We start from the raw sequence: 25,917 nt of genomic DNA, 5'->3' as shown, positions 1-25,917 counted from the left end.
AGAAACCTAAAGTCCTCATTCATCGAGCTGAGCCGCTCGATCATGCCTTGATCGCTAAGACGAGAGTAGGAAGACATGACTCCTGTAGCGCGCTTTGAGATCATGCTCCTGCTGTTGGCCATGATCGTCATCCTCGAGATACTCGCGCGAAAGCTTCAGCTTCCTCGTGCCGCGGCACTTATCGTGGGCGGAATTGGGCTCGCGATGATCCCGGAAAGCCCGAACATCGAACTCGATCCCGAGCTGGTCCTAATTCTGTTCTTGCCACCATTGTTGATGGCCAGCGCATGGTTCACTGCCTGGCGGGAATTTCGCGCCGACATAAGGATCATAATGCAACTAGCCGTTGGAGCTGTTGCATTCACTACGTTGGTCGTCGGCGTCGTAACACACTTGGTACAACCGGCCCTTCCGTGGGGAGCCTGCTTTGCTCTGGGTGCGATTGTCTCGCCGCCAGACGCGGTCGCTGCGAAGGCGGTGCTGCAGAAACTACCTTTGCCGCAGAGAATTATCGCGCTGCTAGAAGGAGAAAGCTTAGTCAACGACGCATCCGGGCTAGTACTTTTTCGACTAGCCGTCGGCGCAACACTTACCGGTGCATTCAGCACGACCTATGCGGTATTCCAGTTTTCCTGGGTTGCATTTGGCGGCGTGGCGTTCGGGGTGGCAGCCGCCTACGGGTCCATTTTCGTCATTAAACGCATTCCCGATGCCGATCTTACCGTCGCCTGGGGTTTCCTGACTGCTTGGATTTCGTACATTGCGGCGGAAAAATTGGGCGTCTCCGGAGTTTTGTCCACCGTAGCGTGCGGAATGGTTATGGGTTGGCACCAGCATGAACTTCTTTCAGCCGTTACACGCACGCGGTCGGCGGCCGTCTGGGGCGTTGCCGTGTTCTTGCTGGAATCGATGATTTTCATTCTTATCGGCCTGTCGCTGCGCGGCATATTGACCCGGCTCGGTGGACTGGAAACTTTGCTCCAACTGCTGCCATCGATGATGGCGATGATCGCAGCCGTGATCGTCGCGAGGTTTGTGTGGATCTTTCCGACAACGTACATTCCCCGCGCGTTGTTCTCGACGCTGCGCGCGCGCGATCCTTATCCTCCCCTATCCGTACCCTTCATCATGAGCTGGGCCGGCATTCGGGGCGTGGTCAGCCTAGCCGCTGCGCTCTCGCTTCCTGAGGCGTTTCCCGGTCGCGACCTCATTCTCGCGGTAACGTTCGCGGTCATTCTCGTGACGGTCCTGCTCCAAGGCACAACGTTGGCGCCCCTCGTGCGTTTGCTTTCCGGGATTGGACTTAATTCATTAACCGCCGCAAAGCTGTCTGAGGCTGAGGCCCGCGCTCGCATCGCTGCGGCTCAGCTATCGGCGGTTGAAAAAGAGTCGCTGAATTCCGACGGAAGTCACCGGCATCCTCGCTTAATGGAGCAATACTCTTACCGCGTTCGAGCGTCTGTGCGGTTCTCCGAAGAGCCCGAAGCTCATACTTCACATCGCGCGGATCACTTCGCAGCCGTTTTGGCCGCGCTTTCTGCTGGTCGTAAAGAATTGCTGCGGATGCACCGTGAAGACCTGATCCATGACAGCGTGCTCCATGCAATAGAGCAAGAACTTGATCTGGAAGAGATAACGGTAAAGCGGTTTGTATGACGGACCTCGAGAAACTCTTTATGCGCTTCAACGGCGGCAGATGCAAAGCTCGTCATTAGACTTAGATCGGGCGCGCGCGAGTTGGTCGACAAGCCTACCTATTTGCGTTCCGCTTTGTGAGACACAGCTGCTCACTTTCCGAACCTACCGTAAGCACACGCCACAATGTTACCTCGTTGAACAAGCGGAGCGTTAAGTGCCGAAGATCCTCAGTAACGAATGTCTGCCACCTGCGACCTCCGATCGCACATCGGCCAACAGCCAGGGGGACAGCGAGTTCAAGCACGCCGTCAGCAATCGGTCGACGGAAGCAGTCATAGCCGCGCTCTGGACAGAGACGTGCCTCATATTGCCTACCTTCTGGGCCAGGCTATGAGGCCTATGTGCCGTTCGACGCGGCCCGTCGTACCTTGTTTGCAGCTCACCAGGCGGCGGGCCACCGCATTGAGCAGGCAGGCGTACAGTTTAATAGCCGAGTGCCCGGCCTCATGAATTTCTTTGAAAGCTTTGACGGGCTCGATCCAGAGAAGACCGCTGCCCGCGATCATTGACCTACTAGCAAGGCGGCGACCGTTGAACCTCGTCGGACTGATCTTCTGAGAGATGCTTCTTAGGAAAAAGCGACACAATGGCAAAGCTAACAACGCGGGACGGCACTAGAATCTATTACAAGGACTGGGGCTCGAGAGACGCCCAACCCATCATGTTCCATCATGGTTGGCCATTGAGCGCGGACGATTGGGACAATCAGATGCTGTTCTTCCGCAACAGAGGTTACCGCGTCATAGCGCACGACAGGCGTGGTCACGGCCGTTCCGATCAGACCGATACCGGAAACGAAATGGATACTTACGCGGCCGATGTCGCCGAACTAGTACGTGACCTTGATCTGAAGGATGTAGTGCACGTTGGTCACTCGACCGGCGGCGGCGAGGTGATACGTTACGTTGCCCATAGTGAACCCGGTCGGGTTGCCAAGGCAGTGCTGATCGGCGCCGTGACTCCGATCATGTTGGCGACGCCACGATACCCTCGTGGTCTGCCAATGGAGGTCTTCGACGGATTTCGCAAAGCTCTCCTCCGTAACCGCGCGCAATTCTTCCTCGATGTCCCCAACGGACCGTTCTACGGCTTCAACCGCGAGGGCGCCGAAGTGAGCGAGGGACTTGTCCGCAACTGGTGGCGGCAGGGCATGATGGGCGCTGCCAAGGCACATTACGACTGCATCGCTGCCTTCTCGGAGACCGACTTCACAGAGGATCTGAAGGCCGTGTCCCTTCCGGTGTTGCTGATGCATGGCGAGGATGACCAAGTTGTGCCTGTCGACGCGTCGGCCCGCACGGCGATCCAGTTGTTAACCAGAGGCACACTGAAGACGTATCCTGGCCTGTCGCACGGCCTGTTCGCCACTCATCCCGATGTCATCAATGCCGATCTATTAGCGTTCATCGAGGATCGGACCACATCATGAACTCCGTAAGGGATAACGTTGCCGAACATCGTTTCGAACTGGCTATTGATGGCAGCGGTGAACTTGCTGCTGCATATTACCGCCCTAAAGGTGACCGGATTGTCCTCACCCACACCGAGGTGCCCGAGCGATTTGCGGGCCACGGCGTCGCCTCGGAGTTGGCGCGCGGCGTGTTCGAAGCGCTTCGGCGCGCCGGGCGCAAGGCCATCCTCGTTTGTCCTTTCATGACTGCCTTCTACGCACGTCACCCGGAATATTCGGACGTTGTCGATGACACGGCTCAACAGGAGAAAAGATTATGATTGAGATGGTCATCGAACAGCGGCGGCGAGATCTCGGGGGTGGCTTCGAGGTGGGACGTGTGCTGCCATTCGCCAAGCGGCGCATGGTGGGCCCGTTCATCTTTTTCGATCACATTGGACCGATTGATATCGCGCCCAGCGATGATCGCGGTTTAGACGTTCGCCCGCATCCGCATATAGGCCTCTCGACTGTGAGCTATCTGTTCGCTGGCGAGATCATGCATCGCGACAGTCTCGGCTACGAGCAGCCGATCCGTCCGCTGGAAGTCAATTGGATGACAGCAGGCAGCGGCATCACTCATAGTGAGCGCTTCGAGCATGCCCGCGCGCATGGTGATCGCGTGCACGGCATCCAGGCCTGGGTTGCACTGCCAGTCGACCAGGAGGAGGCCGCCCCTTCCTTTTCACACCATTCCGGAGTCGACCTGCCGCAGTGGAACGAGTCGGGGGTCATTGGGCATCTCATCGCCGGCAGCGCCTACGGCTTGGTGGCCGGCTCCGTAACGCACTCGCCGCTGTTCTACGCACATCTCGACATGTCGGCGGGGTCAACGGCAGAGGTTCCGGTCGGCCACAAGGAGCGTGCCAGTGCTCGGGGGCGAGCCCATTGGTGAGCGCTTCATCTACTGGAACTTCGTGTCATCTTCCAAGGAGCGGCTCGCTCAGGCGGCCTCAGACTGGAGGGCGGGACGGATGAAGCTGCCGGATGCGGACAACGCGGAGTTCATCCCACTACCGGACCAGCCCAAGCCGGCTGCCTCGGCCAGTTCCTAAGCGGCGAGATTACAAGAAATCGGTTTTGTCGCTCTTGTCTGATGGAGATGATGATGGCTGCGCCGCGCGCACATGTAACAGTGTCAGAGACCGGAAGAAGCACTTTCGCTGTTCGGATCGAAACGAGCAGTCATGTGCTTACCGGCGACGAACCCGTGGATGCCGGCGGTGGCGGACTTGGTCCCAGCCCTTTTGAACTTCTGTCGACTGCACTGGCAGAATGCACGGCGATGACTGTGCGTTGGTACGCCCGCCAACAGCGCTGGCCGTTGGAACATGTGTCGGTGGTGCTCGATTACGCGAAAAGACTGCCTGCCGGCGCTTCTAGTCCCGTTGATGTGTTCGAGAAAAACATCTTCATTCGGGGTGCCAAGCTTACGGACGAGCAGCGCTCACGACTGTTCGATGTTGCCTCCAAGTGCCCAGTTCAACGCGTTCTAGAAAGCTCTCCTTCGATAAGGTCAGAGCTAGCAGCAATAACTGACCTGTAAAGAGATAGCCAAGGGCGGCTACCTGACACCTCAATTCCTAGATTTTCCAGAAGAAGGAGCTCACAATGTCTACCAGTGCGCAAGCTGTCAAAAAGTTGTCTACCGCCGAACCCGCGTCTGCGGCATCCCCTTTGGCCATTCTGCGGTTGATCTTGTCGAACCCAACCGATCTGGATTTCGTCAAACAATTTACGACTGATGACTTCATATATGTATCGCTCAATTATGAGCACCCGGAACTGAAGCAGATCATGCCTTGGGCCGGAACCAACGAAGGCACCAAAGGACTGGTTCAGACCTTTATGGACGTCAGCCGTTATTGGACGACAGATGACTTCCAAATTCAGGACAGCTTTGAGAATAAGAATGGCGCAGCGATCTTTGGCTCCTTTACTTACACATCAAACATTTTGGGAAAAAAGGTGACATCACCCTTCGCGGTACTGGCGCGCGGCGAGAACGGCAAGCTGTCATACGTGCAGTTTATGGAAGATACCTTCGCGACCGTCCGCAGTTTTAGAGAAAGCGGCGAGTATCTCATCAAAGCAAATCCAGACGGATCGGAAACCAGCGTCTGAAAGCAAGGTTAAGATCCGGCCGCGATAAGCCATTACATTTGCATCAAGGGACTAGGCCACGTCCGGCCGACTTTGAGCCGTCTGGCCTAGTTGGAGCCACCCTGACCTCCGCGAGGAGCTGCAAGGCCGAGTTGGCTCTCAAAGGCCAGCTCCGAAGCTCGTTACCGACCAGGACCTGCGCACCATTCCATTGCCATGCCGGTCTAGATCTGCAGCATTTCCGGTAGTGAGGCCCCAGGACATTGGTGCTCGCCAAACGCCTGAAACCGGCAGCCGCTCAAGGCTGACTTGGGATGCGGGCAATCGCCTTGATTTCAAAATCGAAGCCGGCGAGCCAGGTCACGCCGACCGCCGTCCAGTTGGGGAAAGGCGGATCGCCGATCTCGGCAGATCGGACCTTCATAACGGTTTCGAACTGCGCTTCAGGATCGGTGTGAAAGGTGATGACGTCGACCACGTCGTCGAGGGTGCAACCGGCCGCGGCCAGAACAGATCTGAGATTGGCGAATGCGCGGCGCACCTGTTTCTCGAACACCGGTTCGGGCGAGCCGTCTTCGCGACTACCAACCTGCCCGGACACGAACAGCAGGTCGCCGGACCTGATCGCCGCCGAGTAGCGATGCTCGTCATAGAGGGCGTGGCGCTGGGCCGGGAAGATCGGCTCGCGTGTGGACATCGGTATCTCCTATGTGTGGTGGGAGGTGGCGTCACTTTCCGAGTGAGCGTTGAAGAAAGTCGCGGATGATGACGGCTATCGCTCGATGGTGCGTCTCCAGTGCAAAGTGGCCAGCGTCAAGCAGGTGCACCTCGGCGTTCGGCAGGTCTCGCTTGTAGGCGAGTGCTCCTGCGGGAACGAACGCAGGATCGTGACGACCCCATGCCGCCAGAAGCGGCGGATGGTGTTGGCGAAAGTACGCCTGGAAGGCCGGGTAGAGCGCGACGTTGCTGCGATAGTCCAGGATGAGATCAAGCTGTATGTCCTCCGCGCCATGACGCGCCATGTACGCGATGTCGAGCTCGTATCCGTCAGGGCCGAGCGGATCCGGATCCGCGCCTGTCCCGTATTGCCAGCTGCGGATCGTCTCAGGCGACAGCGATGCGCGACAGGCCTCGCGATTTGCTTCGGTAGGCTCGCGCCAGTAGGCCTGCCACGCGCCCCATTCGTCACTAAAGCCCTCCTCGTAGGCGTTTCCGTTCTGAGAGATGATTGCGGTGATGCGATCCGGGTTCTTCATGGCGAGCCGCAGGCCGATCGGCGCTCCATAGTCGAATATGTAGATGGCGAAACGGTCTAGCCCGATCGCATCGATGAACGCCTCGATCACCACGGCCAGGTCGTCGAAGCTGTAGTTGAATGCGCCGCGCTCGGGTGCCCGCGTCTGGCCGAATCCGGGCAGGTCGGGCGCGATGATGCGGTAACGGTCCGCCAGCAGAGGAATCAAGTCCCGGAACATGTGGCTTGCCGTCGGGAAACCATGGAGTAACAGCAGGGCCGGGGCATCGACGGGGCCGGATTCCCGATAGAAGACCTCGACGGCCCCGACCCGTTGGGTGCGATAGCGAACGCTCGACATCTGTCTGCCCTTTATGACTGAGGCGATGGTGCCGGCAAGCTGCACTTGGCCGACCCGTCGGCGTGTTGAATCCTAGGCGAGCGCGCCCGCGTCGGCGTTGAGGATCGTGCCGGTGATCACGCTCGCAGCCGGGCTTGCCAAGAACACGACCGCATTGGCGATCTCGCGCGGCTCAGCGTAGCGCCCCAGCGACGTCATGCCCCGCTGGAAGTCGGCTGTGTTGCCGTCTGCGGGATTCGCATCCGTGTCGGTCGAGCCGGGCTGCACCAGGTTGACAGTGATGCCGCTCGGCCCGAGCTCGCGGGACAGGCCGCGGGTGAACGAGGTCAGCGCTGCCTTCGAGACGGCGTAGGCCGTCACGCCCGGAAATGGAACGCGCTCGGCGAGACCAGAGCCGATGGTGACGATGCGGCCCCCTGCGCGAAGGTGCGGGATGACAGTCTTGGCGAACAGCATCGGCGCGCGGACGTTGACGTCCATCAGCTTCTGGTACTCGCCGAGGTCCAGCTCCGCAATCGACCCATAATAGCCGATCGCCGCGCTGTTGATGAGGATGTCGATGCCGCCATGCTCGGTCACCGCGTTGTCGACGGCGCGCGTGATCGCCTCGGGGTCGGCGCTGTCGGCCTGGATGGCGACGGCACGACGTCCGGTCGCCCTGATCGACGCAGCTACTGCCTGGGCCTTCTTGGCGGAGTTCTGATAGGTGAACGCGACGTCGGCGCCGTTCTCGGCGAGCGCCAGCGCGATCGCGGCACCGATTCCCCGCGATCCACCGGCCACGAGGGCTCGCTTTCCACTCAGATCGATCATTCTATTTCCTTTCTCCATCCTAAAGTCGGCCGCTCCGGAGCGCGTGAAGCCGCGACGGGAGCACATGTTCAACTTATTTTGGGGAGGGGCCTTCGCCTTGCTTAGTGGCGAAACCTGCCGAGCTGTGTTGCAGGGGATGGAACGCCGCGATCGGACGCTTGAGGAACAGCGGGTGATCGACGACCTGATACCGCTGCTTCAGCAGAACGGGGTGGATCAATGTGGCTCCGCACCGGACCCGACGGCGACCCGGCTTGGGGCGGGTTCCTGGTCGAGAATCTCGATCAGGCGCGCAGCAGCTTCACAGGGGTCCAAAGCGTTCGCGCCCGTCTCTTCGTTACTCTTGGAATATTCTGCAAGCCGCCTGCCGTACAGTTTGCGCTGCTCAGGGCCCATGTTATTGGCGGCGCTCATTAGAGCATCGGACGTCGTCAATACATCACCGCCTTGGATGCGGCCCATCGATACCGTCGTGACGTGCACGCCGAACGGCTTGAGGTCGGCCCGGTAAGCGGACACGAGCGCCTCGAGCGCCGCGTTAGATGCTGCTGCAAGCCCACAAAAGGTAGCTGGGGTACTGCTTCTCGCGTCGATGATTTGGACGATCTGGCCGCGCGATCGGCGAAGAGCCGGCAGAAAGGCGTTGATCACGCTCATCGCACCAATGACGCTCTCCTCAAGAGCATGCCGTGCGGTATCGATTGAGACCGCTTCGAGCGGGCTCGGGGGGATGACGTGAGAATTGTTGATCAGGAGGTCGAGCCCGGCCCCGTCGAGCGCGTCCGACACGCCTTCCGCCCAAATTCTGCCTTTGGTGAATTTGGTGACATCGCTCACCGCGAGGCTGACGCGCCCGCCCGCCCCAGTTCTGAGCTCCTGCACCTCGGCAGCAGACGCTGCAGTTCCGAAGACGATACAGCCTCGGGCGGCGTAGCCCAACGCGAGCTCGCGACCGAGACCGGTACCGGCTCCGGTGATCACGACCGAATACCGGTGACGTCGCGGGCGGGATGCCATAACTACCCTCCTGAATTGCAGCGCCAGCTTTCCGACGATGCTCCTGGCGACGAGAGCGACTTCATTGCCAAGGGGCTCGATCGAGCGCCTCGTTGCAGCGGAGTCCTGCGAGGCGGTGCTCATTTGAAAAGTGATACGTGAGAGCCCGCCCAGGACCGCACTAGCCTCCTGGATCTTGGCCGCAACTGTCGTCGGATCACCTACTAGGAACGCGCCTTCAGGCCCGGCCATGCTGTCGAACTGCGTGCGCGTCGGAGGTCCCTAGCCCCGCGCGCGCCCGACTGTCTCGGTGAGGTGGGCCCAGCCGGGAAGAAGGCGCCGCAGGCCGCCACTCCTGCGCAGCGAGCTGCACCTTTAGCTCGCCGGTTTCTTCGGCGGCGCAGGGAGCGGGTCGCGCAAGGCGCATCCCGGCTCCCCCATTCATTCCGATCAGACGCCTGCCGACTGTTCGTTAGGCACTGGTGTGTTCAGCAACTGCTGCTCCCACAGGTAGGCGACGCCGCTGCCGCCAACGTGATCGATCATGACCTGCGTCAGCGGACCGGCCGTCTTGAGACGCGCCCAGTCGCGCTGCCATTCGGCCGCGAGGGCCAACCAAGTCATCATGTTGATGCCGGCCCCGATCATGCGCTGAATGGCGACCTCGTGGGCCTCAACCGAGGTGCCTCCTGATGCGTCGGTGATCACTGTCACATCCCAGCCTTCGCCCGCGGCCTGGATCGCCGGCATGGCGACGCAGACTTCTGTCCAGAGGCCCGCTATGATCAGCTGCTTCCGTCCCGTCGCTTTCACAGCTTCTACGACGGCCTTGTCTTCCCAAGTGTTGATGAAGGTGCGGTCGATCACCTTCTGGTCCGGGAAGACGTCGGTGACATGCTTGAAGATCAGTCCGCCCCGCCCCGCAATGACGCTCGTCAGGATCGTTGGGACGCCGAAGACCTTGGCGGTCTTGGCTAGTGCAGTTGTGTTATTCACTACTGCCTGAGGATCATGGCTGTTCAGGTTGGCGAGCTGGTAGGGCTGATGGTCGATCAGAACCAATACCGAATCCTCCGGTCGAAGGAGGGAACCGAGACCTTGGCGAAAACTCATGGCAATTCCTTTCCTGCAGAAGCGCTCATTTGTCGCGATTTGCAGCGCACCGCGCATGTTCGAATGCCATTGCATTTCTCATGCGTATAGTTTCAAGAAGTGCTGTGCTGAGTTGCGGATCGGGGAACGCACGTGGATATTGAGGAACTTCGGACATTTGTCGAGGTCGCCGATGCTGGAAGCGTCACGGCAGCTGCGCTTCGTCTTGGCGTTTCCAAGTCGATCGTCAGTCGGCGTTTGGCCAGGCTGGAGGCGGACCTAGGTATCCAATTGCTCGCACGTACCACTCGAGGTGCTGGCCTGACGGAAGCTGGAATACCGTTTCGCGAACACGCCGCGAAGGTTTGCGCAGAGATCGACAATGCTCGAGAAACGATCCTGCCAGCGGGCAAACTACGTGGCAACTTGCGGATCGCCGCTCCGCTGACCTTCGGCCCGACACACTTCGCGCCCGTGGTCGCGGAACTGGCGCGCCTCAATCCTGAGCTGCAGGTTCGCGCTTCCTACACGGACCGTTTCGTTGATCTGATCGCGGAAGGGTTTGATTGCGCCATCAGGATCGGTCACCTCGTCGATTCGAACCTGCTTGCCAGGAAAGTTGGATACACGCCAGCCGTATATGTGGCAACGCCTGAATACATCGAGCGTCATGGTGCTCCAGAAACGCCAGTAGAATTCGAAACTCACGACGTTGTCATGCAAGGGACTGAGACCTGGCTGGCACTTGATGGCGACAAGCTGATTACACTTAGGCCGAAAGGGCGCTTTAAAGCGGACAACGCCGTCGCTCTCGTCGCCGCCGCTCTTGCGGGAATCGGGCTTGCAGGTATTCCGAAGGAACTTATCATCGGGCATCTTGAGTCCGGCGCCTTGGTTCCGGTGATGAAGAAGTATCCGCCCCCAACCTTGGGCATCTACGTGGTGCGTCCGGCCGGCCATCATCCAGCCCGAAAGGTGCGGGTGCTGACTGAAATGATGGTTGAATGCTGCGAGAGCCTCTGCAGGGGAATCATGCTGAGGGAAGCTCAACAAGCGCGGTAGCAAGCGAACACACCTGTTAGTGTTGCGAAAACTGCGACACAGACCGACAGCAAACGACGCTATCGTCACCCGTGCCCGAAGGGCACTATCGAGCCGGAGCGCACTTGCCAATTTGCAGGCGCAAGGAGGCTGGATGAGCATCGAAAGGCGGCGCGTCACTTTCAAGAACGATGTTCGAACGATCGTCGCGCACCTCCGCTTACCAGATCGCTTCTCCGAGCAAAAAGGCCATCCGGCCGTGGTGATCGTTGGCCCTGGCAGCAGCGTACAGGAACAGGCGGGTGCCGTTTACGCAGAGAAGCTGGCTGCCAAGGGCTATCTGACTGTCTTCGATCCCTCGTTCCAGGGCGAGAGCGAAGGCCAACCCCGAGACACCGAGAACCCGGCAGTGCGCGTCGAGGATATCCGCTGCGCGATCGACTTCCTCGTGACGCTGCCCTTCGTCGCCGAGGAGGCGATCGGTCTACTTGGCATCTGCGCGGGCGGCGGCTACGCGATCAACGCCGCTTTGATTGAGCGCCGCTTTAAGGCAGTGGGCACCGTCGTAGCCAACGACATCGGATCGGCGTTCCGGCGCATGCAGACGAAGGCCTCAGCGGTGGAGGACATGCTTGCGGCCGACTTATTGCGCCTTCCGCCCCACAGGTCGGCTTATGGCCCAAAATGGACCGACTTGCGCCGCCCTCCGATTGTCGCGTTCTGCCCTTAGCGCGGTGCTAGCAAAAATGGGCGAAACTGGGCAGTCATGCGCTCGCTGTTGGCAGCGAGATCCTTGTTTTCGGGAGAGCCGATAACGGACGTCTCTCGATCGATGAAGCCAAGACAATTGCAAGGCCCGCGACAGCCACGCCTGCAAAAACGTCCACGAAGTAGTGTCTCCGAGCAGGGGTGTTGCGGCTAAGGTGGCAATGGCCTGCCTTCGACGTTGCAAGATCTCGGGACTTACAGGCTCTAATCCGGTGGTTCCAGTCGAGTTATTTGTTGCTCGCGCGGGCTGGAGACTATCGCTTGACTGAGCGGCGACTTCGCTTTGACGGGCGAGGGAGCTTCGCTGGAAGTCACACATCCACTCAAAAACAGCGAGGTAGCCGAGAGCCAGGCCATCGCCGAGGCGGGTGCTCGAAACTGATGCGCCATTATCTTCAAGATTTCCAGGTTTCGGATGGGCGAAGTGACATGCTACGTCTTCGCTCGAAGGTTGCGGAGGTTTAAGCCGTAACCGATACGCGGACAATAGTTGAAATGGTGGCGGGCCGTGCCAGCGACGCCATTGGACCATCGCTAAGGCGGCCGGCGGTAGGTCCGGGCAGTTGAGGAGTATGGCTATCGGTTCTTGACTCGCCCTTCAATATCTACGAGGCGATGATTGAGATGTGAGCGCATAATTGTCCTCAATTTCAGCTGCGCGCTCCTCGTCCTTCGCAAAGACATACAGGAGATAACCATCAACTTCGCTGAACGGGCTTACCGCGAACGATGAGTGCCATTCGTGGCTGTATCGCTTGGTCCTGAATGGCGGTAATTTTCATGCTTCTCAATTGGAGCGCCGAAACCGGCCCACAGAACGGGCTATTGCCGTTTAACCACACAGGCATCCACCGCATAAGCGCACTGCTCACCTGCCGTTAGAACACCCCCGGTTGGGCCGGAGTAATTCACGGATGAAACTACGCCGCCTGCGAAGACGATATTGATCTTGCAAAAGCGCCTCGAGCTGACCGCGGTGGCACTGTAACGATCGCCGCTGATGTTAGCGACCTGCATGCCGTTCCCGGAATCATAGCCCCAGACTTCGGTGCTGCCTTCAGCCGCCTTGTTTAATGGTGCACCCATGCATGCAAGCACTCGTTCCTTTGACATGCCCACCATTTGCGTGCGCGCATCCTGCGCGACTTCCGCTCGTTGGAACGCGCAACCAGCCAATGCGGCGCCCATTAAAACTATCGCTAACCTATGCATAAGTCCCCCACTCCCAGACCCATCCAACCGCAACCATTGCGCGAGGGCAAGAGAAACGCAGTGCAACAATCGATGGGGATTGGCTCGGCCTGTCACTGAGGGTCAAAAGTGACCTTCCATGCGCGGCGGGGCGCTTCGCCCCAACCTTATTAAGCGGAAAATGAATACCGAGATCGGATAGCAGCTAGCGCTCCGCCAGTTGACGAGCCCGATAGGCTTTGATCGTCGCTTCGCTCACATCGGTCGGGTAGCAGAGCGGAGCTGCGCCACCCGGCCGGCTGTACGCGCTTCGACTACCGCAGGCGCGACCGTTGCGCATCCTGTCATCGGGGCAAGCGCATGATTTCCCGCGGGCATGATAGGCGCGCCGACTCTCCGCCACGATCACCGCTGCGATCGCGGCCGCTGTAAGTACGGCCGCCGTCTCTCTAACTTTGGACTCGTTTGGTGTTGCAGATGGCGTTGGCGGCACTGGCGCGGCTTGGCGTGGCGCCGGCTGCTGGATCTGCGGTCTAACGTCGAGCGGAGCTGGCGCCTTCACCAACGGCGTCCTGGAAGGTTCTGGGCGCGGTTCTGGTCTTGGTGGCACCTGAGCGGTGGCGGGCAGTTGGGCGAACGTAGCAGGCGCGGACGGCGGAGCGGCGGGACGGCTGACGACGTATGCCAGCAGCCCAATCGCAATCGCTAAAAACGCGTATCCGCGCATCTCCGAGCCCCCCTCCACGACGGGAGCGTTTCGCAACTTTCGCGAGAGATCAAGAGGGGGTTCCTGCTCGCAAGCCTTTGCGTCCTCGATGCGATGCCGAGCTCGGCTGTTGTCCGCGCCTACCGCCGCGAGGAGAGAGAACGAAAACCGAATCTGCGTGTCAAAAACGTGCCGCTATCGGCGCATTCTCATGCATGTTTCTGCATTTATACTCAACGACGCCCAACGCGCCGTCTTTCCAAGGGGAAAGATGGTGCTGCCAGACAGGATTGAACTAAGGCTGCAATCCTGCTTGCTATTGATTTTATTGGTAATTTCGGCCCGACGATCTGTTTTTGTGTGGCACTCTTGCGTGGCGCTTAGTCTCTGAAGAGTACCATAACCGTACAAGCGGATTCCACTGTGTTGGCGCGCCTTTCAACATGGCCGGATGTGGGCTGCGGCGCCGGAATGGGGCCGCCTTATCAACATGCGTCCTGCCTGAGTAGCGCGCGACTGAGGCCGAGTCAGAGCGGAAACTTATCAGCGCGGCGGCTGAAGCGTGAGGCGCCAACGGCTATGGGTAACGACCGAACTCTGGCGAACAGCAACCACCATCGGCATGCCCCGGTCCGCGCAGATGTTACCCTGCCGAAGCTTTGTGACAATCTCCGTGGGCTCTCCTGCTTGCCATTGTGAGCCTCCCTTCATGGCCAAAACATACTCGGTGTGGATCCGCCCACTACTGAATAGGTGCGAGTAATGAGAACGCGACGTAGCCGATCTCTTTGCCATCTCTCGCTACGAGCGCCCACCCGTCACTGTTTTTGACCATCGAAACCAGTGTTCCGGCAGGAAGCTTCTGGACGATGACTCCAGCGGAATTTGCGCTCTCAAAGACGTGCGCTGCGCTGGCGCTGACCACGACATGCGTCGGCTTCATCGGGATGGAGGCGGCGTCGAGCTTCGGGGAAGCTGTTTTTGCTGCGAGCACTTCGGCCTTGTTGGTGAGGGCAAAGTTGTTGCCCACGATCGAGCGTTTTTCTCACGCATGATGCACCACAATGGCTTAAATTGAGCGGGTTGTCATGGCTGCCGTCGCGGCGGCCGCCTCTGTGCCTTCCTCGCTGATCTGGATCTCAGTTTTCTGGACTATCCGAGACAAATGTTGAGGCGTGTTGGAAAAGCGGCTCCCGCTCCGACGATGCGCATGACCGGGGCGTGCGGGTCGAGCGGCGGTTCGGGCGACGCGGCGACGCCTCCGAGATTCTCCGCCGCAAACTGGCTTCGGTTGTTGGCTGAGATTTCACGAAACTAAAAGGACATGGAAGACCGTCAGGAGTGACGACGATGCTTGACGAAGAGCTTGCCCGCATCCGCGCGCATCGCAACAACATTCACCGCTATCGACGGCTTGAGCGAACGATGCTGTCTGATCTCGAGCGTCAGTTCGTCGAACGGCGCCTTGCCGAGGAGCAAGCCGCCCTCGAGGCGCTGACGTCCAGGACATTTCCCGTTACATTGTCCATGCCGAGAGGATCGACCAGGCCGTCGAACATGGGGGCCGCCTCATGATAGGGATCCGAGCCCTTCTGATCCGCGGCAGCGAGAAGGTCATCCATCACTACCATCTGCTGCTGGCTCGCGCAAAAACTGACGAGGAGCGCGAACTCTATCTGGGCCGCATCGAGCGAGAACATCGCGTTCTCGATCAGCTTCAGTGCAGTTTCTCGGAGCGTTCCTTGGCATGACCTGTCAGAAGGACAACGATCAATTCGCCAATTTCGACCTCTTGCTGAAGCGTCGTGGGCGCGGCAGATGGAAGTGGTCCGTCTCCGCGGCTAGTGGCGAGCCCGTAATATCCGGCTCGGAATGCACGCGCGCGGGCGCGCGGTACAAGGCGGAACGCGCCTTGTTCCTTCTGATGTGCGCGAGCGCCTCGCGAAGGCAGTCAACCGATGATCCAGCTCGCGACCAAGCCGGCCGTTGCCGCGAATATCGCCGAGACGGTCAACCAGCCAAGCGCCTTCATTCCGGCGCTGTTGACTTCGCTGCCCATCAGTCGGTGATCGCTCGTCATCAGGAGGATTAGAAGCAACAATGGCGGCGTCGAGAAGCCCTGCACGATGCCCGAATAAATCAGCGCCTTCATGGGATTGAAGCCAAGGAAATTGAGCAGGACGGCCGCAGCCGTGAAGCCGGCGATGGCGAGGTAGAATTGGTGGGCTTCCTTGGGGCGTACGTTGAGCGAGCTCTTCCAACCGAGGGTCTGGCAGAGATCATAGGCCGCGCCCGTGGTCATGACGGGGACCGCGAGGAACCCGACCGCGATAATTCCGATGCTGAAGAGCGCGGAGGCGGCATTGCCGGCCAAGGGTTTCAATGCCTCAGCGGCTTGTGCCGCGGTGCTGATGTCGCTCTGCCCTGCCTTGTGCAGCGTCGCCCCGGTCGAAAGAATAATGAAGTACATGATGACATTCGAGAACGCCATGCCGACCAAAATGTCGCGGCGCGATTGTGCAAGCTCCGTGCCCATGCCGGCGCGTCGCGCCTGCGCGCTCATCCGACCAGCGGCAATAAGCTCCTCGACTTCGACATTGGACTGCCAGGTATAGAGATAAGCCGATAGCGTCGTGCCGATCACCGCGACCAACATCGACAGGAATTCCTTGGAAAACTGGATCTCCGGAACGAACGTGCCTCGCAGCACGGCCCATGGATCCGGCGATGCAAGGGCCGCCGATCCGACATAGGCGAACAGCGACAGAGCCAGCCAGCGGAAGACGTTGCGGATGAGCGCATACGAGCCACAGACCTGTAGCACGAGGATGATGCCCGCAATCGCCGGGACCACGATGCCATGCGGGATGGCCACGAACAGGTTGATCGTTGCAGCCATCGCGCCGATGTTCGCCCCGGCCTCGATGACGTTCCCGATCAAAACGCCGATCAGCGCCGGCCACATCAGCCATGGCGTGAAGTGTTCGCGGAGAACGGCAAACAATCCCTTACCGGCGACGCGCCCGAGCTTGGCCGACAGATAGACGACGGCGAACATCATCGGGAACGTCACGGGCGCCATCCAGAGAAATCCATAGCCAAATTGCGCGCCTGAGCTCGCGTAGGTCCCGATCGCCGAGCAGTCATCGTCCGCCGCGCCGGTTATGAGTCCGAGACCGAGGGCTCGGGAGAAATCCCTTGGTTTGTCGCTGGAATCGGGGGAATTCGTCGCATCCATGGCAGCCCTCTGATCGCTAGACGCAATCACGACAACACGACGAAGCCGGGATTTGGTCGCGTGACTCCCTTAGGAAAGGACCTCTAGGACCTCATTGCCTGGGATCGGCAATTCGCAACTGGCTGGCGCGTCGTCCAGCCCGGCGTGGCGCGATTGCGGGCACCAGTGGGGGTCTATCGCCGGCGATCCGTAACGCGAAATAAGCAACCGTCGCCCGAAGACCATCCTCCAGCGCCACACGCGGCCGCCATCCGAGTGCTTTTGTGGCGGTGTCGATGACCGGCTTGCGTCGCCTCGGATCATCCTTCGGGAGCGCCTGGAAACGCAACGGCGAGATCGAGGCCGTATGCCTCAGGACTTCACGGGCGATGGCCTCTATGGTGACTTCGTGCGGATTACCGAGATTGCAGGGGCCGGTCACCGAGCACGGGCTTTCCATCAGGAGTTGGAGACCCCGCACGAGATCGTCGACAAAACAGAAACTCCGCGTCTGCGTGCCGGCGCCATAGATCGTGATCGGTTCGCCGCGAAGAGCCTGTACGATGAAGTTGGAGACGACGCGGCCGTCGTTCTCCAGCATGCGCGGGCCGTAAGTGTTGAAGATGCGGGCGATCTTGATCTCCGTTTGGTGCATGCGATGGTAGTCGAACATCAGGGTTTCAGCAGCGCGTTTGCCCTCGTCATAGCAGGCCCGTGGGCCGATCGGATTGACGTGGCCGAGATAGGATTCCGGCTGCGGATGGACCTCGGGGTCGCCGTAGACCTCGCTTGTGGACGCTTGAAGGACGCGGGCGCCCTTTTGGCGTGCAAGCTCGAGGATGTTGATGGTGCCGAGCACGCATGTCTTCATCGTTCCGACCGGATCTCTTTGGTAATGCCTGGGGGAAGCAGGACAGGCTAGGCTGTAGATCCGATCGATGTTGTCGTCGACTTTGATAGTGTCGCGTACGTCATGCTCGACGAAGCGGAAGTTTGGGTGGTTCAGGAGCGGCCTGACATTGTCGATCGTCCCTGTAAATAGATTGTCGAGGCAGATGACGTTGTTTCCACGTTGCAAAAGCGCGTCGCAGAGATGCGAGCCTATGAAGCCTGCGCCGCCGGCGATCAGGACAGTCGGAGAGTGGCGGGAGGCGTGGATGCGGGTTTGTAATGTCATGATGCGTTTCTTTCAGAGTTCGGCGACCTGCGCGGAGCGCGCAGCGGGGACGCCCATCGGGTTGCGGCGCGGCCGCGCAGTAGCCTCGGCATAGTATATCTCCAACTGGCGTGCCCGATGATCCGAGGTGTGATTTGCGAGGACGCGCTGCCGTGCTCTCTCGGCGATTGCGCGTCGTCGTTCTTCTGGCATGTCCCGCAGAATTTGGATGACGTCCCGGGGGGTAGATGCCAGCAGGATCTCCCGCGACGGTTCGAAGATCGTCTCGATGCCCGGCCATCGATCGGAAATCACGGGGGTGCCGCAGGCAGCTGCTTCGAACAGGCGAACGCTCGGCGAGAATCCCAGCGAGCGCATATCGGCGCGAGTTGCATTGAGGGTGAACCGTTGTTCGGCATAGAATTTCGCGTGCTGTTGAGGCGTTAGGTGTTCGATCCGCTGGACGTTGTCAGGCCAGCGGATCTGCCCGGGGTATTGCGCTCCGGCGACGATGAATTGTTCCGGGACGAGTTCCCTTGCTGGGGCGATCAGCAGCTGTTCGAGGGTCGGTTGTCGATCCTCGCTGTAGGTCCCGAGATAGCCGAGCAGCCATCTCGCCTGCGCCTGTTGCGGCTTGTAGGTCTCGTTGTCGGCGCTGCAATAGAGCACGCGTGCCAGGGGGCTGCCGTAACGTTCCTCAAGCATTGCGGGAACAGGGCCGCCGCTAAAGGACAGATAAAGGTCGAAGCGAGGAATCATCGCCGCGGAGAGATAATCGAGGCCGCCGTCGAGCTTCGCGAGCGTGACTGGCGTGTCGATATCGTAAAACGCCTTGATGCCTCGTGCGTAAGAGGTAATCCAATCTGAAATTGCAATGCCGTCGGGTACGTAGGAGCCTACGATCACCAGATTGGCATCGCGGATAAGCTGGCCGAAACGCTGGGGGATATCCCTCAGCGATTGATAAAGCTCCACGCGCCAGGACGATGGCTTGTCGAGATCGCGGTGCGTACGATACCACGGAACGTCGCGCTCCAGGAAGGTGATCTGGTGGCCCCGCCGTGCGAGGGCCTCGATCAGGGCGCGATAGGTCGTGGCGTGACCATTGCCCCATGACGACGTGACCGAGAGACCGACGACGACGATGCTGAGATTCATTCTGCTGCCTCGATACGCGAGCTGCTTCCGACAAAGAGTTCGTTGAATTGGCGGGCCCGGTGCCTATAGGTGTGTTCGCTGAGAATGCGGGCGCGGGCGCGGGCAGCGATCGCCGCGGCGCGATCGGCGCTGAGTTGGCTGAGATGGTAGGCAACCTCCGCTCCGTCCGAGGCCACCAGAACCTCACGACCGGGATCCAGGAAATTTTCGATTCCGTCCCATTGATCCGTGATCAGGCAGGCGCCTGCGCCGACTGCCTCGAACACCCGTGTCGGTGGCGAGAAGCCGAAACGCGCCATGCTGTCGCGGTTGACGTTGAGCGTCGCAAGACCGGAGCTGAAGAAGGCATTGTGCTCGCCGGTGCCGACATGACCCACCTTGCGGATGTTGCGGGCGGTGTCCTTGGTCTCCCAGCCGGAACCGCCGAGAGTGAATGTCTTGTTCGGCAACTCGCGTGCGACATCGAGGAAGAAGCGTTCAACGCGCTGCTCGCGATCCGGCAGGCGATTGGCCAGCAGGCTGAGATCGCAGGAAAAGCCAGGTTTTGGTGGCGAAGGAAAATGCGTCTCGGGATCGAGAGCGTTGTAGATCGGAACGCAGTCTCGAGAGCCCAGGGCGCGATAGGCCGAGATGACGGGCTCGCCTCCGCCGTAAGTCAGGACCATATCGTAGGAGGGAATTGCGCGTCGCAAATGGTGCCCGGCATCGCTCATCATGGCTTCGAGCGTGGCCGGGGCATCGACATCCCAATAAACACGCATGGTTCGGGAGGACATGGCGGCGACCGCCTCCTCCAGGTCCTGATCGAAGACACCGACGCCGCTGGCTTTAATCAGCATGTCGCCGGATCGCGCCGCTGCCTCGAGCGAGCCGCGCCAGCCATCTTCCGTTGCCGGATACACAACGACTCTGGCCCAATCGGGATCGGCGATGTCGCGATGGGCTTGGCGCTCGAAAGCATCGGGCTCGAAGAAGGTGATGTGGTGGCCGAGCGCAGCGATCTGTTTGAGCATGCCGCGATAATAGGTAGCGGCACCGTTCCAGTAGGACGAGACGAGGCTGGACCCGAAGAAGCAGATCTTCATGCAGAGGCTCCAATGTATCGCAGGGGCCGTGACGAGGTATCGGAGGCGCGAATGTCCTCGACAATGTCCACGAGCTGCTGCGCGCGATGACGGCAGGTATGACGCTCCCGGATCGTCTTAAGGCCGGCCTCGACCATCGCGGACGACAATGCCCGGTCATCGAGAACGGCGCGAAGTGCCAGCTTCATTTCCGTGCCGTCCGCAGCCTTGAGATAAGTGTCTTCGGGAAACAGGCCTTCGGCATCGGACCAGGGCGCCGAAACCAGGGGAATGCCGCAGGCGAGCGCCTCGAACACACGGATGGTCGGTATGCCTGGGAGTGATCGAACATAGGGCCCCCGGGGCACGTGGACAGTGGCGCGCGCCCCGGCAAAGGCGACCGGAGCCCAGTGCGCCGGGAGCCAACCGCCATATCGGATGCCCGCTCCCCGAATGGCATGGAGAGCCGGCTCCGAATAGCGAACGCCGTACACGCTCGTGCGCAAATTCATCTCGGCAACAGGCTTGACCAGAAATTCGTTGAGCTCGGCGCTGCGCTCGCCATCACCCCAATTGCCGATCCAGACCAGATCGTCGGTGCGTTCGACGCTTGGCAAGGGATGATACATCGCGATGTCGGCGCCCTCGTGCCACGTATAGGCTCGGTCACCCCAGCCGAGTTTGACATAGATCTGGCGAAGCACTTCGCCAAAGGCGAGCACGCCGTCGAAGGCGTCCAGGTCGAATTGGGCGAGTTCGTCCGGTGCGGTGATCGCGCGGTGGTGGGTATCGTGGAACAGCAACGTAAACCGCGAGCCGTGTGCACGCCGGTATCCGACCTGCTCGATCACGTCAGGCGAATTCCACTCGTGCACGATGACGAGATCGGCTCCATCCAGTGCCTCGTCGAAGTCAAGGCAGCTGTCATAGCGGCAAATGGCGATGCCCGGGAAGAGATCGCCGACGTCCTGGATTGCGGCGCCTCCCTCTCGGATGGCGTTCAGCCGGCTCCAGCCGTCGATCGGCTCGAACACGATGACCTCATGGCCGAGTGCGCTGAGCTCGCGCGCATAGCCGCGAAGGAAATGCGCGTTGCCGTTGTTCCAGCAGGAGGTGAACGCATGGTAAAACAGGACGCATTTCATGCGCGCACCTCGATCGGCATGGCCGGCGCATTCGTCCGGCGGGACTGCAGAAGGTCTTTGTAGAGGTTCAGATACGCTTCCGTCGTCCGCGCCAACGCGTAGGAGAGCGAATGCTCATAGGCTGCGCCTTGCAGGCGTACCCTCGCGGCAGTATCGGCGCAGAGACCGTCCAGAATCTGATGCAATGCCTGGCTGTCTTGCGGATCGAAAAACACCGCGGCGCCGCTCCATAATTCCCGGAATGTCGGGATGTCGGACAGCACAAGTGCGCAGCCGGCTGCAGCCGCCTCGAGAACCGAAAGGCCGAACGGTTCATACAGCGCCGAGCTGACAAAGATCGCCGCACGCTGGAGACGTGCGCGCAGATCATCGTGCGAGATTTGCCCAAGCCATTCGACACTGTTCGGCATGTTCGCGCCGCCGGCGCCTGCCACGCGGACCGGCCATTGCAGCCCTGGTGCGGCTGATGTCAGGGTCTCGATGTTCTTGCCGCGATCCCACAGCCGACCGGCCGCAAGGATCTGGTCGCGCTTTCGGCCGCCGAGAGCCCGCGATACGATCCCGTTCCAGATCACGACACCCGGCGTGTGAGGGCGATAGATATCGGTGATGTCGTCGTGAAAGGACTGACTGGGGGTGACCCAGACCTGGGTCCTATCGAGCGCTGTGGCCACCCGTTCCGTGTAACGCGTCCACCTGGGTTCACTCAGCCAGGCCGTATCGCGACAGGCCAGCGCCCAGGAGTTCACACAGGAATGCGCCACGACAATCGTCGGTGCGTGCCAGAGAAAGGTCGCTTCCCGGAAGCTGTTGAGATGAATGATATTGGGCCTGACCCGCGCCTCGACGGCGGCGAGGACGCGTCGCGCTTCGTCGATATCTCGGCCTTCCGGATCCTGCCATTCAAGCGCGAGGTCAGTCTCCATCAGGCGCACCGGCGAGCCCTTGAGTATCGCCCGCTGCTCGGGATGCGCCCGAGGGCCCATCGTCACCAGGGTGACGTCGACACCGGAGCCGGCAAGATTTGTGGCCAGCGCGCATGAGTAGGTCCATACGCCGCCAACCGTATCGGTCGTCATCAGGAGTCTGATTCTCGATGCGAGGCTCATGAGGCCACCTGAAGCTCGAGTGCGTCGAGCGGTACCGGGCGTTCGTTCTGCACGTCACTGAACTGGTCAAACATCGTGAGATAGTGCCGATGTGCGCGCTCCCAGGCGAAATCATCGGGCTCGCCCCATAGCTTTCGATAGTCCGGCGATCCCGGATAGGGATAAAGCGGGACTGGATCGTTGGCCCAGATGCCGGCATCCTGCATCTTTGCGCGCCAGCGCTGCACGACAGGATCGTCGTCTTCAGGCACCTCGATCAGGTTGGCTTGCACGAACGGAACGTGACGGCGGGCCTCGACAAGCCGGTCAGCGAGCTGATCGGTGCTCAGCTTGCAGTTCTTCGCCAGCGCAGCGCGGCCTTCGACCGTGAGGCTTTCAATTCCCGCCTCGATCGACACACAGCCGGCGCGCCCGAGCAGGGCGAGCATGTCCGGGTTCCACAGATCGATCCTCGTCTGCACGCCGAATTTAAGACCGCGCTGGCTTAGCCCTTCCAGCAGCTCGTGATTGGGAAGAAAGATCTCGTCGATGAAGTAGACATATTCGATGTTCTGCCGATGCAGGCGATCGATCTCGTCGAGAATGATCGCAGGCGGCCGCCTGCGGTAGGCGTTGCGGAAGTTCTCCTTGGCGCAGAACGTGCAGTTGTAGGGGCATCCCCGCGACGCTTCGACTTCCGCGCCGGGGCCGACAGGGGCTGCCTCAAAGCGGTGATGGTGGTGATGATGGCGCCGGATCATCTCGGCCGACCAATCGAGAGCGGGCTGATCTTTGAACTGCGCGGCCTGCGGGCCAGCATTGACCCGAATGGAAGCCTCGTCCGCAAGGCACAGGCCGGGAAAATCCCGCTCGCCGTTGGCCAGGCGCAGCAAGGACGCCTCACACTCACCCATGACGACGACGTCAACGCCGAGTTTCCTGAGTGCAGCCCGCGGGGTCGTCGATCCATGCGGGCCAACTGCAATCAGCACAGGCGCAAGATCCCGCACTGCCAAAGCAAGCGCCTGCGGAACGCGGAGCTCCGGGGGGGCGCAGCGCCAAAACAGATAGGTCGGTGCCGTGGTGATGACGATCATGTCGGGCCCGAAGCTCTGCAGCTCTGCTTCGATGTCGCGCGGCGACAGGTCGAACATGTGGGCATCGAGCAGTAGCGTCGGGTGCCCGGCTGCTTTAAGGTGGTGTTCGGTGATCCCGAGCTCAAGCGGCAGGTGAGGGGACCGGCAGCCGAAATAGATGCTGCCGGCATAATCCCAATTCGGGTTGATAAGGGCGACGCGCTTCATGCTAGAGCCTCGCGGCTGTCATGAGCTGCGGCGAAGCGGCCGCTCATCCAGGCGTGAAGCGAGCGAAGACCCTCTGCGAGTGGGATTTGCGGGGTCCAGCCCAGCGCTGTGGACAGGGCGCGCGTATCAGTGACGTACCACGGCTGATCGCCAGGACGCCAATCGGCAAAGCAGTATGCAATCTCGCGGCCAGTGAGCTCGGAGATTTGGTCGATCAACTCGCGAAGGCTGACGGCGTTGGCCGGTCCGCCGCCGAGATTGAACACCCGTCCACATGCGAGCCCGATCCGGTCGAGCGCCGCGAGCCAGGCTGCAACGGCATCTGACACATGCAAGGCGTCGCGAACCTGGTAGCCGTCACCGTAGATCGTCAGGGGCTTGCCGCGGATAGCGCTCAGCAGGAAATGCGCGACCCACCCCTGGTCTTCGGTGCCGAACTGCCGCGGCCCATAAATGCAGCTCATGCGCATCACCACCGTACGCAGCCCAAACACGCGCGCATAGTCATGGACATATTGGTCAGCAGTGCCCTTGGAACAGCCGTAAGGGCTATAGAAATCGAGCGGCGCGTTCTCGGAGATTCCATCCACCAGCAGGGCGCTGGTCGGCGTGTAACGGCGGCCGGCGAGCGCGATCTCGCTATCTTCGATGAGGCGGCCATAGACCTTGTTGGTGGAGGCAAACATGACGGGCGCGGTACTGTTGTGCAGGCGAACGGCTTCCAGCACGTTCAGGGTGCCACGTGCGTTGATCTCGAAGTCGGCAGCCGGGTCGCTCACGCTGTCCGTGACGGCGACTTGGGCCGCCAGATGCAGCACGGCCCGGGCGTCACGCACGGCGTCGATGACCGGGATCGGCTCACGGATATCCGCCACCGTGATGGTGATGAGATCACCATGCCTGGATTTGAGCCATTGTGCGTTCTCGCGCACGCCGGCGCGGGCCAGGTTGTCCAGCACCAGCACGCGCTCACCGCGTGCCGCCAGGCGATCGGCAAGATTGCAACCGATGAACCCGCAGCCGCCGGTGATCAGGACGGGCCTGTTGTCTCGCTGTTCCATCACGCGACCAATCCTCGCTGCAGCAGTTCGTTGGTCGCTCGTTCGGCTTGATCGTCGGCGATCTGGTCGGCGAGATATGCGGCGAGCTCTTCAAGCCCATCTTTGAACGCGACGTGTGGTTCGAAGGCGAGCAGGTCACGCGACTTGCCGATGTCCGCGAAGCAGTGCCTGATGTCACCGGCGCGAAATTTCCTCGTGATCTCGGGTGCGATGTCGCGGCGCCCCATCACATCAGCCAGGTCCTGTGCGACCGATAGAATCGTCCGGCTTTGACCCGAGCCTACATTGAACACGTTCTGCGCATGCTCTGTCTCCAGCGCGATGCGGCAGGCACGGGCGACGTCGTGTACATGGACGAAATCGCGCCGCTGCTCGCCGTCTTCAAAGACGAGCGGAGGGCGTCCGTTGAGCAGTCGGGCAGCAAAGATCGCGAGCACCCCGGTGTAAGGATTGGATAGGGCCTGTCGTGGACCAAACACGTTGAAAAAACGTAGCGCGAGGGTCGGAATGCCGTAAGCCTTGCCCGTGATGAGGCACATGCGTTCCTGCGCAAACTTATTGAGCGCGTAGACCGAGCTAAGCGATGGGTTCTTGGTCTCCGGCGTAGGTGCGGGCTCAAGCAACCCACCACTTGCATCGCGCAGCTCCCATTCGCCTCTGCGGAGCCGCTCTACGGACCGTTCTCCGCCGTTGACAACACTCTGATCGTGCGTGCGGTAAAGACCTTCGCCGTATATGCTCATGGACGATGCGACCACCAGCCGCTCAACCGGATGCCTCGAAAGGGCCTGCAATAGTACGGCGGTGCCAAGCTCATTCGTCCTAACATACGGTTCGATGTCGTACATGCTCTGGCCGACGCCGACAGCGGAGGCGAGATGCAGGACCATATCCGTGCCCCGCAGCGCCTGTTCGACGATGCTGGCCTCCGTGACGTCGCCGACGAGGAGTTCGGCTTCCCTTGCGAGGTAGGCTGGACGTGGGCGGCCGCTGCCATGGACCTGCGGAGAAAGATTGTCGAGAATTCTCACATCATAGCCGGCAGCGAGCAGTACGTCTGTTGCGTGTGAGCCGATGAATCCTGCGCCGCCTGTAATCAATACTCGCGCCATTCCGACATCCGTAACGTTGCAGGACCGATCCAGAGGATCGGTCGATAATAGGAGCTGAGGCGTGCAGTTGATGGGGTCGAGAGACGCGCGCCGGCCGGGTTTGGAGTCAGAAGCGATGCGAGGAATGTTCGTTCCCCCGCATTGTACAAACAATAATTT

General features: G+C 60.5%; 26 protein-coding genes and 1 pseudogene. 11 read left to right on the top strand and 16 right to left on the bottom strand.

All coding sequences use genetic code 11. From position 1 onward, the window contains the following. The first annotated feature begins 75 nt into the window (after nucleotides 1-75). From NLM15_RS33995 to NLM15_RS33965, 7 genes and pseudogenes are all read left to right on the top strand, one after another. A complete protein-coding gene (locus NLM15_RS33995) occupies nucleotides 76-1,656 on the top strand; it encodes a Na+/H+ antiporter (RefSeq protein ID WP_254122245.1) in 1,581 nt (526 codons plus the stop codon). 383 nt (nucleotides 1,657-2,039) lie between these two features. Continuing rightward, nucleotides 2,040-2,207, top strand: coding sequence for a hypothetical protein (locus tag NLM15_RS33990; protein ID WP_254122243.1), 168 nt, complete (start codon nucleotides 2,040-2,042; stop codon nucleotides 2,205-2,207). A gap of 77 nt (nucleotides 2,208-2,284) precedes the next feature. Next, the gene (locus NLM15_RS33985) at nucleotides 2,285-3,127 is read left to right on the top strand and encodes an alpha/beta fold hydrolase (RefSeq protein WP_254122241.1); all 843 of its coding nucleotides are present in this window, start codon (nucleotides 2,285-2,287) and stop codon (nucleotides 3,125-3,127) included. Then, the gene (locus tag NLM15_RS33980; protein WP_254122239.1) at nucleotides 3,124-3,429 is read left to right on the top strand and encodes a GNAT family N-acetyltransferase; all 306 of its coding nucleotides are present in this window, start codon (nucleotides 3,124-3,126) and stop codon (nucleotides 3,427-3,429) included. The genes NLM15_RS33985 and NLM15_RS33980 overlap by 4 nt, the downstream gene beginning before the upstream one ends. Continuing rightward, nucleotides 3,426-4,203: pseudogene (locus NLM15_RS33975) on the top strand (pirin family protein). Before NLM15_RS33980 ends, NLM15_RS33975 begins: the two are co-directional and overlap by 4 nt. A gap of 53 nt (nucleotides 4,204-4,256) precedes the next feature. Further along, entirely contained in the window at nucleotides 4,257-4,694 is a 438-nt protein-coding gene (locus tag NLM15_RS33970; protein WP_254122237.1) for an OsmC family protein, read from the top strand. Nucleotides 4,695-4,759: 65 nt separating this feature from the next. Then, nucleotides 4,760-5,272: a nuclear transport factor 2 family protein gene (locus tag NLM15_RS33965; protein ID WP_254122235.1), complete on the top strand. Its 513-nt coding sequence runs from the start codon at nucleotides 4,760-4,762 to the stop codon at nucleotides 5,270-5,272. Nucleotides 5,273-5,549: 277 nt separating this feature from the next. On the opposite strand, the gene NLM15_RS33960 is transcribed toward NLM15_RS33965, so the two are convergent. The 5 genes from NLM15_RS33960 to NLM15_RS33935 all read right to left on the bottom strand — a co-directional run bounded on the left by NLM15_RS33960 (nucleotide 5,550) and on the right by NLM15_RS33935 (nucleotide 9,768). Then, entirely contained in the window at nucleotides 5,550-5,948 is a 399-nt protein-coding gene (locus NLM15_RS33960; protein ID WP_254122233.1) for a RidA family protein, read from the bottom strand. Nucleotides 5,949-5,979: 31 nt separating this feature from the next. Beyond that, nucleotides 5,980-6,846, bottom strand: coding sequence for an alpha/beta fold hydrolase (locus tag NLM15_RS33955; protein WP_254122231.1), 867 nt, complete (start codon nucleotides 6,844-6,846; stop codon nucleotides 5,980-5,982). Nucleotides 6,847-6,918: 72 nt separating this feature from the next. Continuing rightward, nucleotides 6,919-7,659 (bottom strand): SDR family NAD(P)-dependent oxidoreductase, encoded by a 741-nt coding sequence (locus tag NLM15_RS33950; RefSeq protein WP_254122229.1) that lies wholly within the window; start codon nucleotides 7,657-7,659, stop codon nucleotides 6,919-6,921. 216 nt (nucleotides 7,660-7,875) lie between these two features. Then, nucleotides 7,876-8,676, bottom strand: coding sequence for an SDR family NAD(P)-dependent oxidoreductase (locus NLM15_RS33945; protein WP_254122227.1), 801 nt, complete (start codon nucleotides 8,674-8,676; stop codon nucleotides 7,876-7,878). A gap of 429 nt (nucleotides 8,677-9,105) precedes the next feature. Continuing rightward, on the bottom strand, nucleotides 9,106-9,768 hold the full coding sequence (locus tag NLM15_RS33935) for a hydrolase (RefSeq protein WP_254124573.1): 663 nt from the start codon (nucleotides 9,766-9,768) through the stop codon (nucleotides 9,106-9,108). A 132-nt stretch (nucleotides 9,769-9,900) separates the two neighbouring features. Here NLM15_RS33935 and NLM15_RS33930 point away from each other — a divergent pair, with 132 nt between their 5' ends. After that, nucleotides 9,901-10,809 (top strand): LysR family transcriptional regulator, encoded by a 909-nt coding sequence (locus NLM15_RS33930; protein ID WP_254122226.1) that lies wholly within the window; start codon nucleotides 9,901-9,903, stop codon nucleotides 10,807-10,809. A gap of 133 nt (nucleotides 10,810-10,942) precedes the next feature. Further along, nucleotides 10,943-11,518: an alpha/beta hydrolase gene (locus NLM15_RS33925; RefSeq protein WP_254122225.1), complete on the top strand. Its 576-nt coding sequence runs from the start codon at nucleotides 10,943-10,945 to the stop codon at nucleotides 11,516-11,518. Between the two features lie 860 nt (nucleotides 11,519-12,378). Here NLM15_RS33925 and NLM15_RS33920 read toward each other — a convergent pair. Both NLM15_RS33920 and NLM15_RS33915 read right to left on the bottom strand, forming a co-directional pair. After that, complete coding sequence (locus NLM15_RS33920) at nucleotides 12,379-12,744, bottom strand: hypothetical protein (protein ID WP_254122224.1); 366 nt, start codon at nucleotides 12,742-12,744, stop codon at nucleotides 12,379-12,381. 1,451 nt (nucleotides 12,745-14,195) lie between these two features. Then, entirely contained in the window at nucleotides 14,196-14,483 is a 288-nt protein-coding gene (locus NLM15_RS33915) for a hypothetical protein (protein ID WP_254122222.1), read from the bottom strand. A 320-nt stretch (nucleotides 14,484-14,803) separates the two neighbouring features. Between NLM15_RS33915 and NLM15_RS33905 the strand changes: the two genes are divergently transcribed. Next, nucleotides 14,804-15,028 (top strand): hypothetical protein, encoded by a 225-nt coding sequence (locus NLM15_RS33905; protein WP_254122218.1) that lies wholly within the window; start codon nucleotides 14,804-14,806, stop codon nucleotides 15,026-15,028. Beyond that, on the top strand, nucleotides 15,025-15,204 hold the full coding sequence (locus tag NLM15_RS33900; RefSeq protein ID WP_254122216.1) for a hypothetical protein: 180 nt from the start codon (nucleotides 15,025-15,027) through the stop codon (nucleotides 15,202-15,204). Before NLM15_RS33905 ends, NLM15_RS33900 begins: the two co-directional genes overlap by 4 nt. Before the next feature lie 200 nt (nucleotides 15,205-15,404). Here NLM15_RS33900 and NLM15_RS33895 read toward each other — a convergent pair whose 3' ends face one another. From NLM15_RS33895 to NLM15_RS33855, 9 genes are all read right to left on the bottom strand, one after another. Next, nucleotides 15,405-16,691, bottom strand: coding sequence for an NRAMP family divalent metal transporter (locus NLM15_RS33895; protein ID WP_256565532.1), 1,287 nt, complete (start codon nucleotides 16,689-16,691; stop codon nucleotides 15,405-15,407). 91 nt (nucleotides 16,692-16,782) lie between these two features. Further along, entirely contained in the window at nucleotides 16,783-17,847 is a 1,065-nt protein-coding gene (locus NLM15_RS33890; protein ID WP_254122212.1) for a UDP-glucuronic acid decarboxylase family protein, read from the bottom strand. 12 nt (nucleotides 17,848-17,859) lie between these two features. Continuing rightward, the gene (locus NLM15_RS33885) at nucleotides 17,860-18,984 is read right to left on the bottom strand and encodes a glycosyltransferase (protein ID WP_254122210.1); all 1,125 of its coding nucleotides are present in this window, start codon (nucleotides 18,982-18,984) and stop codon (nucleotides 17,860-17,862) included. Continuing rightward, nucleotides 18,981-20,069 carry a glycosyltransferase gene (locus tag NLM15_RS33880; protein WP_254122208.1) on the bottom strand — a complete coding sequence of 363 codons (1,089 nt, stop codon included), beginning with the start codon at nucleotides 20,067-20,069 and terminating at the stop codon, nucleotides 18,981-18,983. Before NLM15_RS33880 ends, NLM15_RS33885 begins: the two co-directional genes overlap by 4 nt. Beyond that, nucleotides 20,066-21,193: a glycosyltransferase gene (locus NLM15_RS33875; RefSeq protein ID WP_254122206.1), complete on the bottom strand. Its 1,128-nt coding sequence runs from the start codon at nucleotides 21,191-21,193 to the stop codon at nucleotides 20,066-20,068. Before NLM15_RS33875 ends, NLM15_RS33880 begins: the two co-directional genes overlap by 4 nt. After that, the gene (locus NLM15_RS33870) at nucleotides 21,190-22,302 is read right to left on the bottom strand and encodes a glycosyltransferase family 4 protein (RefSeq protein ID WP_254122204.1); all 1,113 of its coding nucleotides are present in this window, start codon (nucleotides 22,300-22,302) and stop codon (nucleotides 21,190-21,192) included. The genes NLM15_RS33875 and NLM15_RS33870 overlap by 4 nt, the downstream gene beginning before the upstream one ends. Continuing rightward, nucleotides 22,299-23,585 carry a TIGR04295 family B12-binding domain-containing radical SAM protein gene (locus tag NLM15_RS33865; RefSeq protein WP_254122202.1) on the bottom strand — a complete coding sequence of 429 codons (1,287 nt, stop codon included), beginning with the start codon at nucleotides 23,583-23,585 and terminating at the stop codon, nucleotides 22,299-22,301. Before NLM15_RS33865 ends, NLM15_RS33870 begins: the two co-directional genes overlap by 4 nt. Next, entirely contained in the window at nucleotides 23,582-24,646 is a 1,065-nt protein-coding gene (locus NLM15_RS33860) for an NAD-dependent epimerase/dehydratase family protein (RefSeq protein WP_254122198.1), read from the bottom strand. Before NLM15_RS33860 ends, NLM15_RS33865 begins: the two co-directional genes overlap by 4 nt. Then, complete coding sequence (locus NLM15_RS33855) at nucleotides 24,646-25,758, bottom strand: NAD-dependent epimerase/dehydratase family protein (protein ID WP_254122196.1); 1,113 nt, start codon at nucleotides 25,756-25,758, stop codon at nucleotides 24,646-24,648. Before NLM15_RS33855 ends, NLM15_RS33860 begins: the two co-directional genes overlap by 1 nt. Between the last annotated feature and the right edge of the window lie 159 nt (nucleotides 25,759-25,917).

The sequence above is a fragment of the Bradyrhizobium sp. CCGB20 genome (genome assembly GCF_024199855.1).
Lineage (GTDB): Bacteria > Pseudomonadota > Alphaproteobacteria > Rhizobiales > Xanthobacteraceae > Bradyrhizobium.
The sequence above is the reverse complement of the archived record's forward strand: the minus strand, read 5'-3'. Positions and strand labels throughout refer to the sequence as shown.

Coding starts and splice junctions, on each gene's coding strand:
- NLM15_RS33965 (WP_254122235.1), top strand. CDS start 4,760: ATGTCTACCAGTGCGCAAGCTGTCAAAAAGTTGTCTACCGCCGAACCC.
- NLM15_RS33885 (WP_254122210.1), bottom strand. CDS start 18,984: ATGAATCTCAGCATCGTCGTCGTCGGTCTCTCGGTCACGTCGTCATGG.
- NLM15_RS33995 (WP_254122245.1), top strand. CDS start 76: ATGACTCCTGTAGCGCGCTTTGAGATCATGCTCCTGCTGTTGGCCATG.
- NLM15_RS33895 (WP_256565532.1), bottom strand. CDS start 16,691: ATGGATGCGACGAATTCCCCCGATTCCAGCGACAAACCAAGGGATTTC.
- NLM15_RS33970 (WP_254122237.1), top strand. CDS start 4,257: ATGGCTGCGCCGCGCGCACATGTAACAGTGTCAGAGACCGGAAGAAGC.
- NLM15_RS33870 (WP_254122204.1), bottom strand. CDS start 22,302: ATGAGCCTCGCATCGAGAATCAGACTCCTGATGACGACCGATACGGTT.
- NLM15_RS33920 (WP_254122224.1), bottom strand. CDS start 12,744: ATGGGCGCCGCATTGGCTGGTTGCGCGTTCCAACGAGCGGAAGTCGCG.
- NLM15_RS33980 (WP_254122239.1), top strand. CDS start 3,124: ATGAACTCCGTAAGGGATAACGTTGCCGAACATCGTTTCGAACTGGCT.
- NLM15_RS33960 (WP_254122233.1), bottom strand. CDS start 5,948: ATGTCCACACGCGAGCCGATCTTCCCGGCCCAGCGCCACGCCCTCTAT.
- NLM15_RS33875 (WP_254122206.1), bottom strand. CDS start 21,193: ATGAAATGCGTCCTGTTTTACCATGCGTTCACCTCCTGCTGGAACAAC.
- NLM15_RS33855 (WP_254122196.1), bottom strand. CDS start 25,758: ATGGCGCGAGTATTGATTACAGGCGGCGCAGGATTCATCGGCTCACAC.
- NLM15_RS33860 (WP_254122198.1), bottom strand. CDS start 24,646: ATGGAACAGCGAGACAACAGGCCCGTCCTGATCACCGGCGGCTGCGGG.
- NLM15_RS33890 (WP_254122212.1), bottom strand. CDS start 17,847: ATGACATTACAAACCCGCATCCACGCCTCCCGCCACTCTCCGACTGTC.
- NLM15_RS33985 (WP_254122241.1), top strand. CDS start 2,285: ATGGCAAAGCTAACAACGCGGGACGGCACTAGAATCTATTACAAGGAC.
- NLM15_RS33905 (WP_254122218.1), top strand. CDS start 14,804: ATGCTTGACGAAGAGCTTGCCCGCATCCGCGCGCATCGCAACAACATT.
- NLM15_RS33935 (WP_254124573.1), bottom strand. CDS start 9,768: ATGAGTTTTCGCCAAGGTCTCGGTTCCCTCCTTCGACCGGAGGATTCG.
- NLM15_RS33880 (WP_254122208.1), bottom strand. CDS start 20,069: ATGAAGATCTGCTTCTTCGGGTCCAGCCTCGTCTCGTCCTACTGGAAC.
- NLM15_RS33950 (WP_254122229.1), bottom strand. CDS start 7,659: ATGATCGATCTGAGTGGAAAGCGAGCCCTCGTGGCCGGTGGATCGCGG.
- NLM15_RS33925 (WP_254122225.1), top strand. CDS start 10,943: ATGAGCATCGAAAGGCGGCGCGTCACTTTCAAGAACGATGTTCGAACG.
- NLM15_RS33955 (WP_254122231.1), bottom strand. CDS start 6,846: ATGTCGAGCGTTCGCTATCGCACCCAACGGGTCGGGGCCGTCGAGGTC.
- NLM15_RS33865 (WP_254122202.1), bottom strand. CDS start 23,585: ATGAAGCGCGTCGCCCTTATCAACCCGAATTGGGATTATGCCGGCAGC.
- NLM15_RS33900 (WP_254122216.1), top strand. CDS start 15,025: ATGATAGGGATCCGAGCCCTTCTGATCCGCGGCAGCGAGAAGGTCATC.
- NLM15_RS33945 (WP_254122227.1), bottom strand. CDS start 8,676: ATGGCATCCCGCCCGCGACGTCACCGGTATTCGGTCGTGATCACCGGA.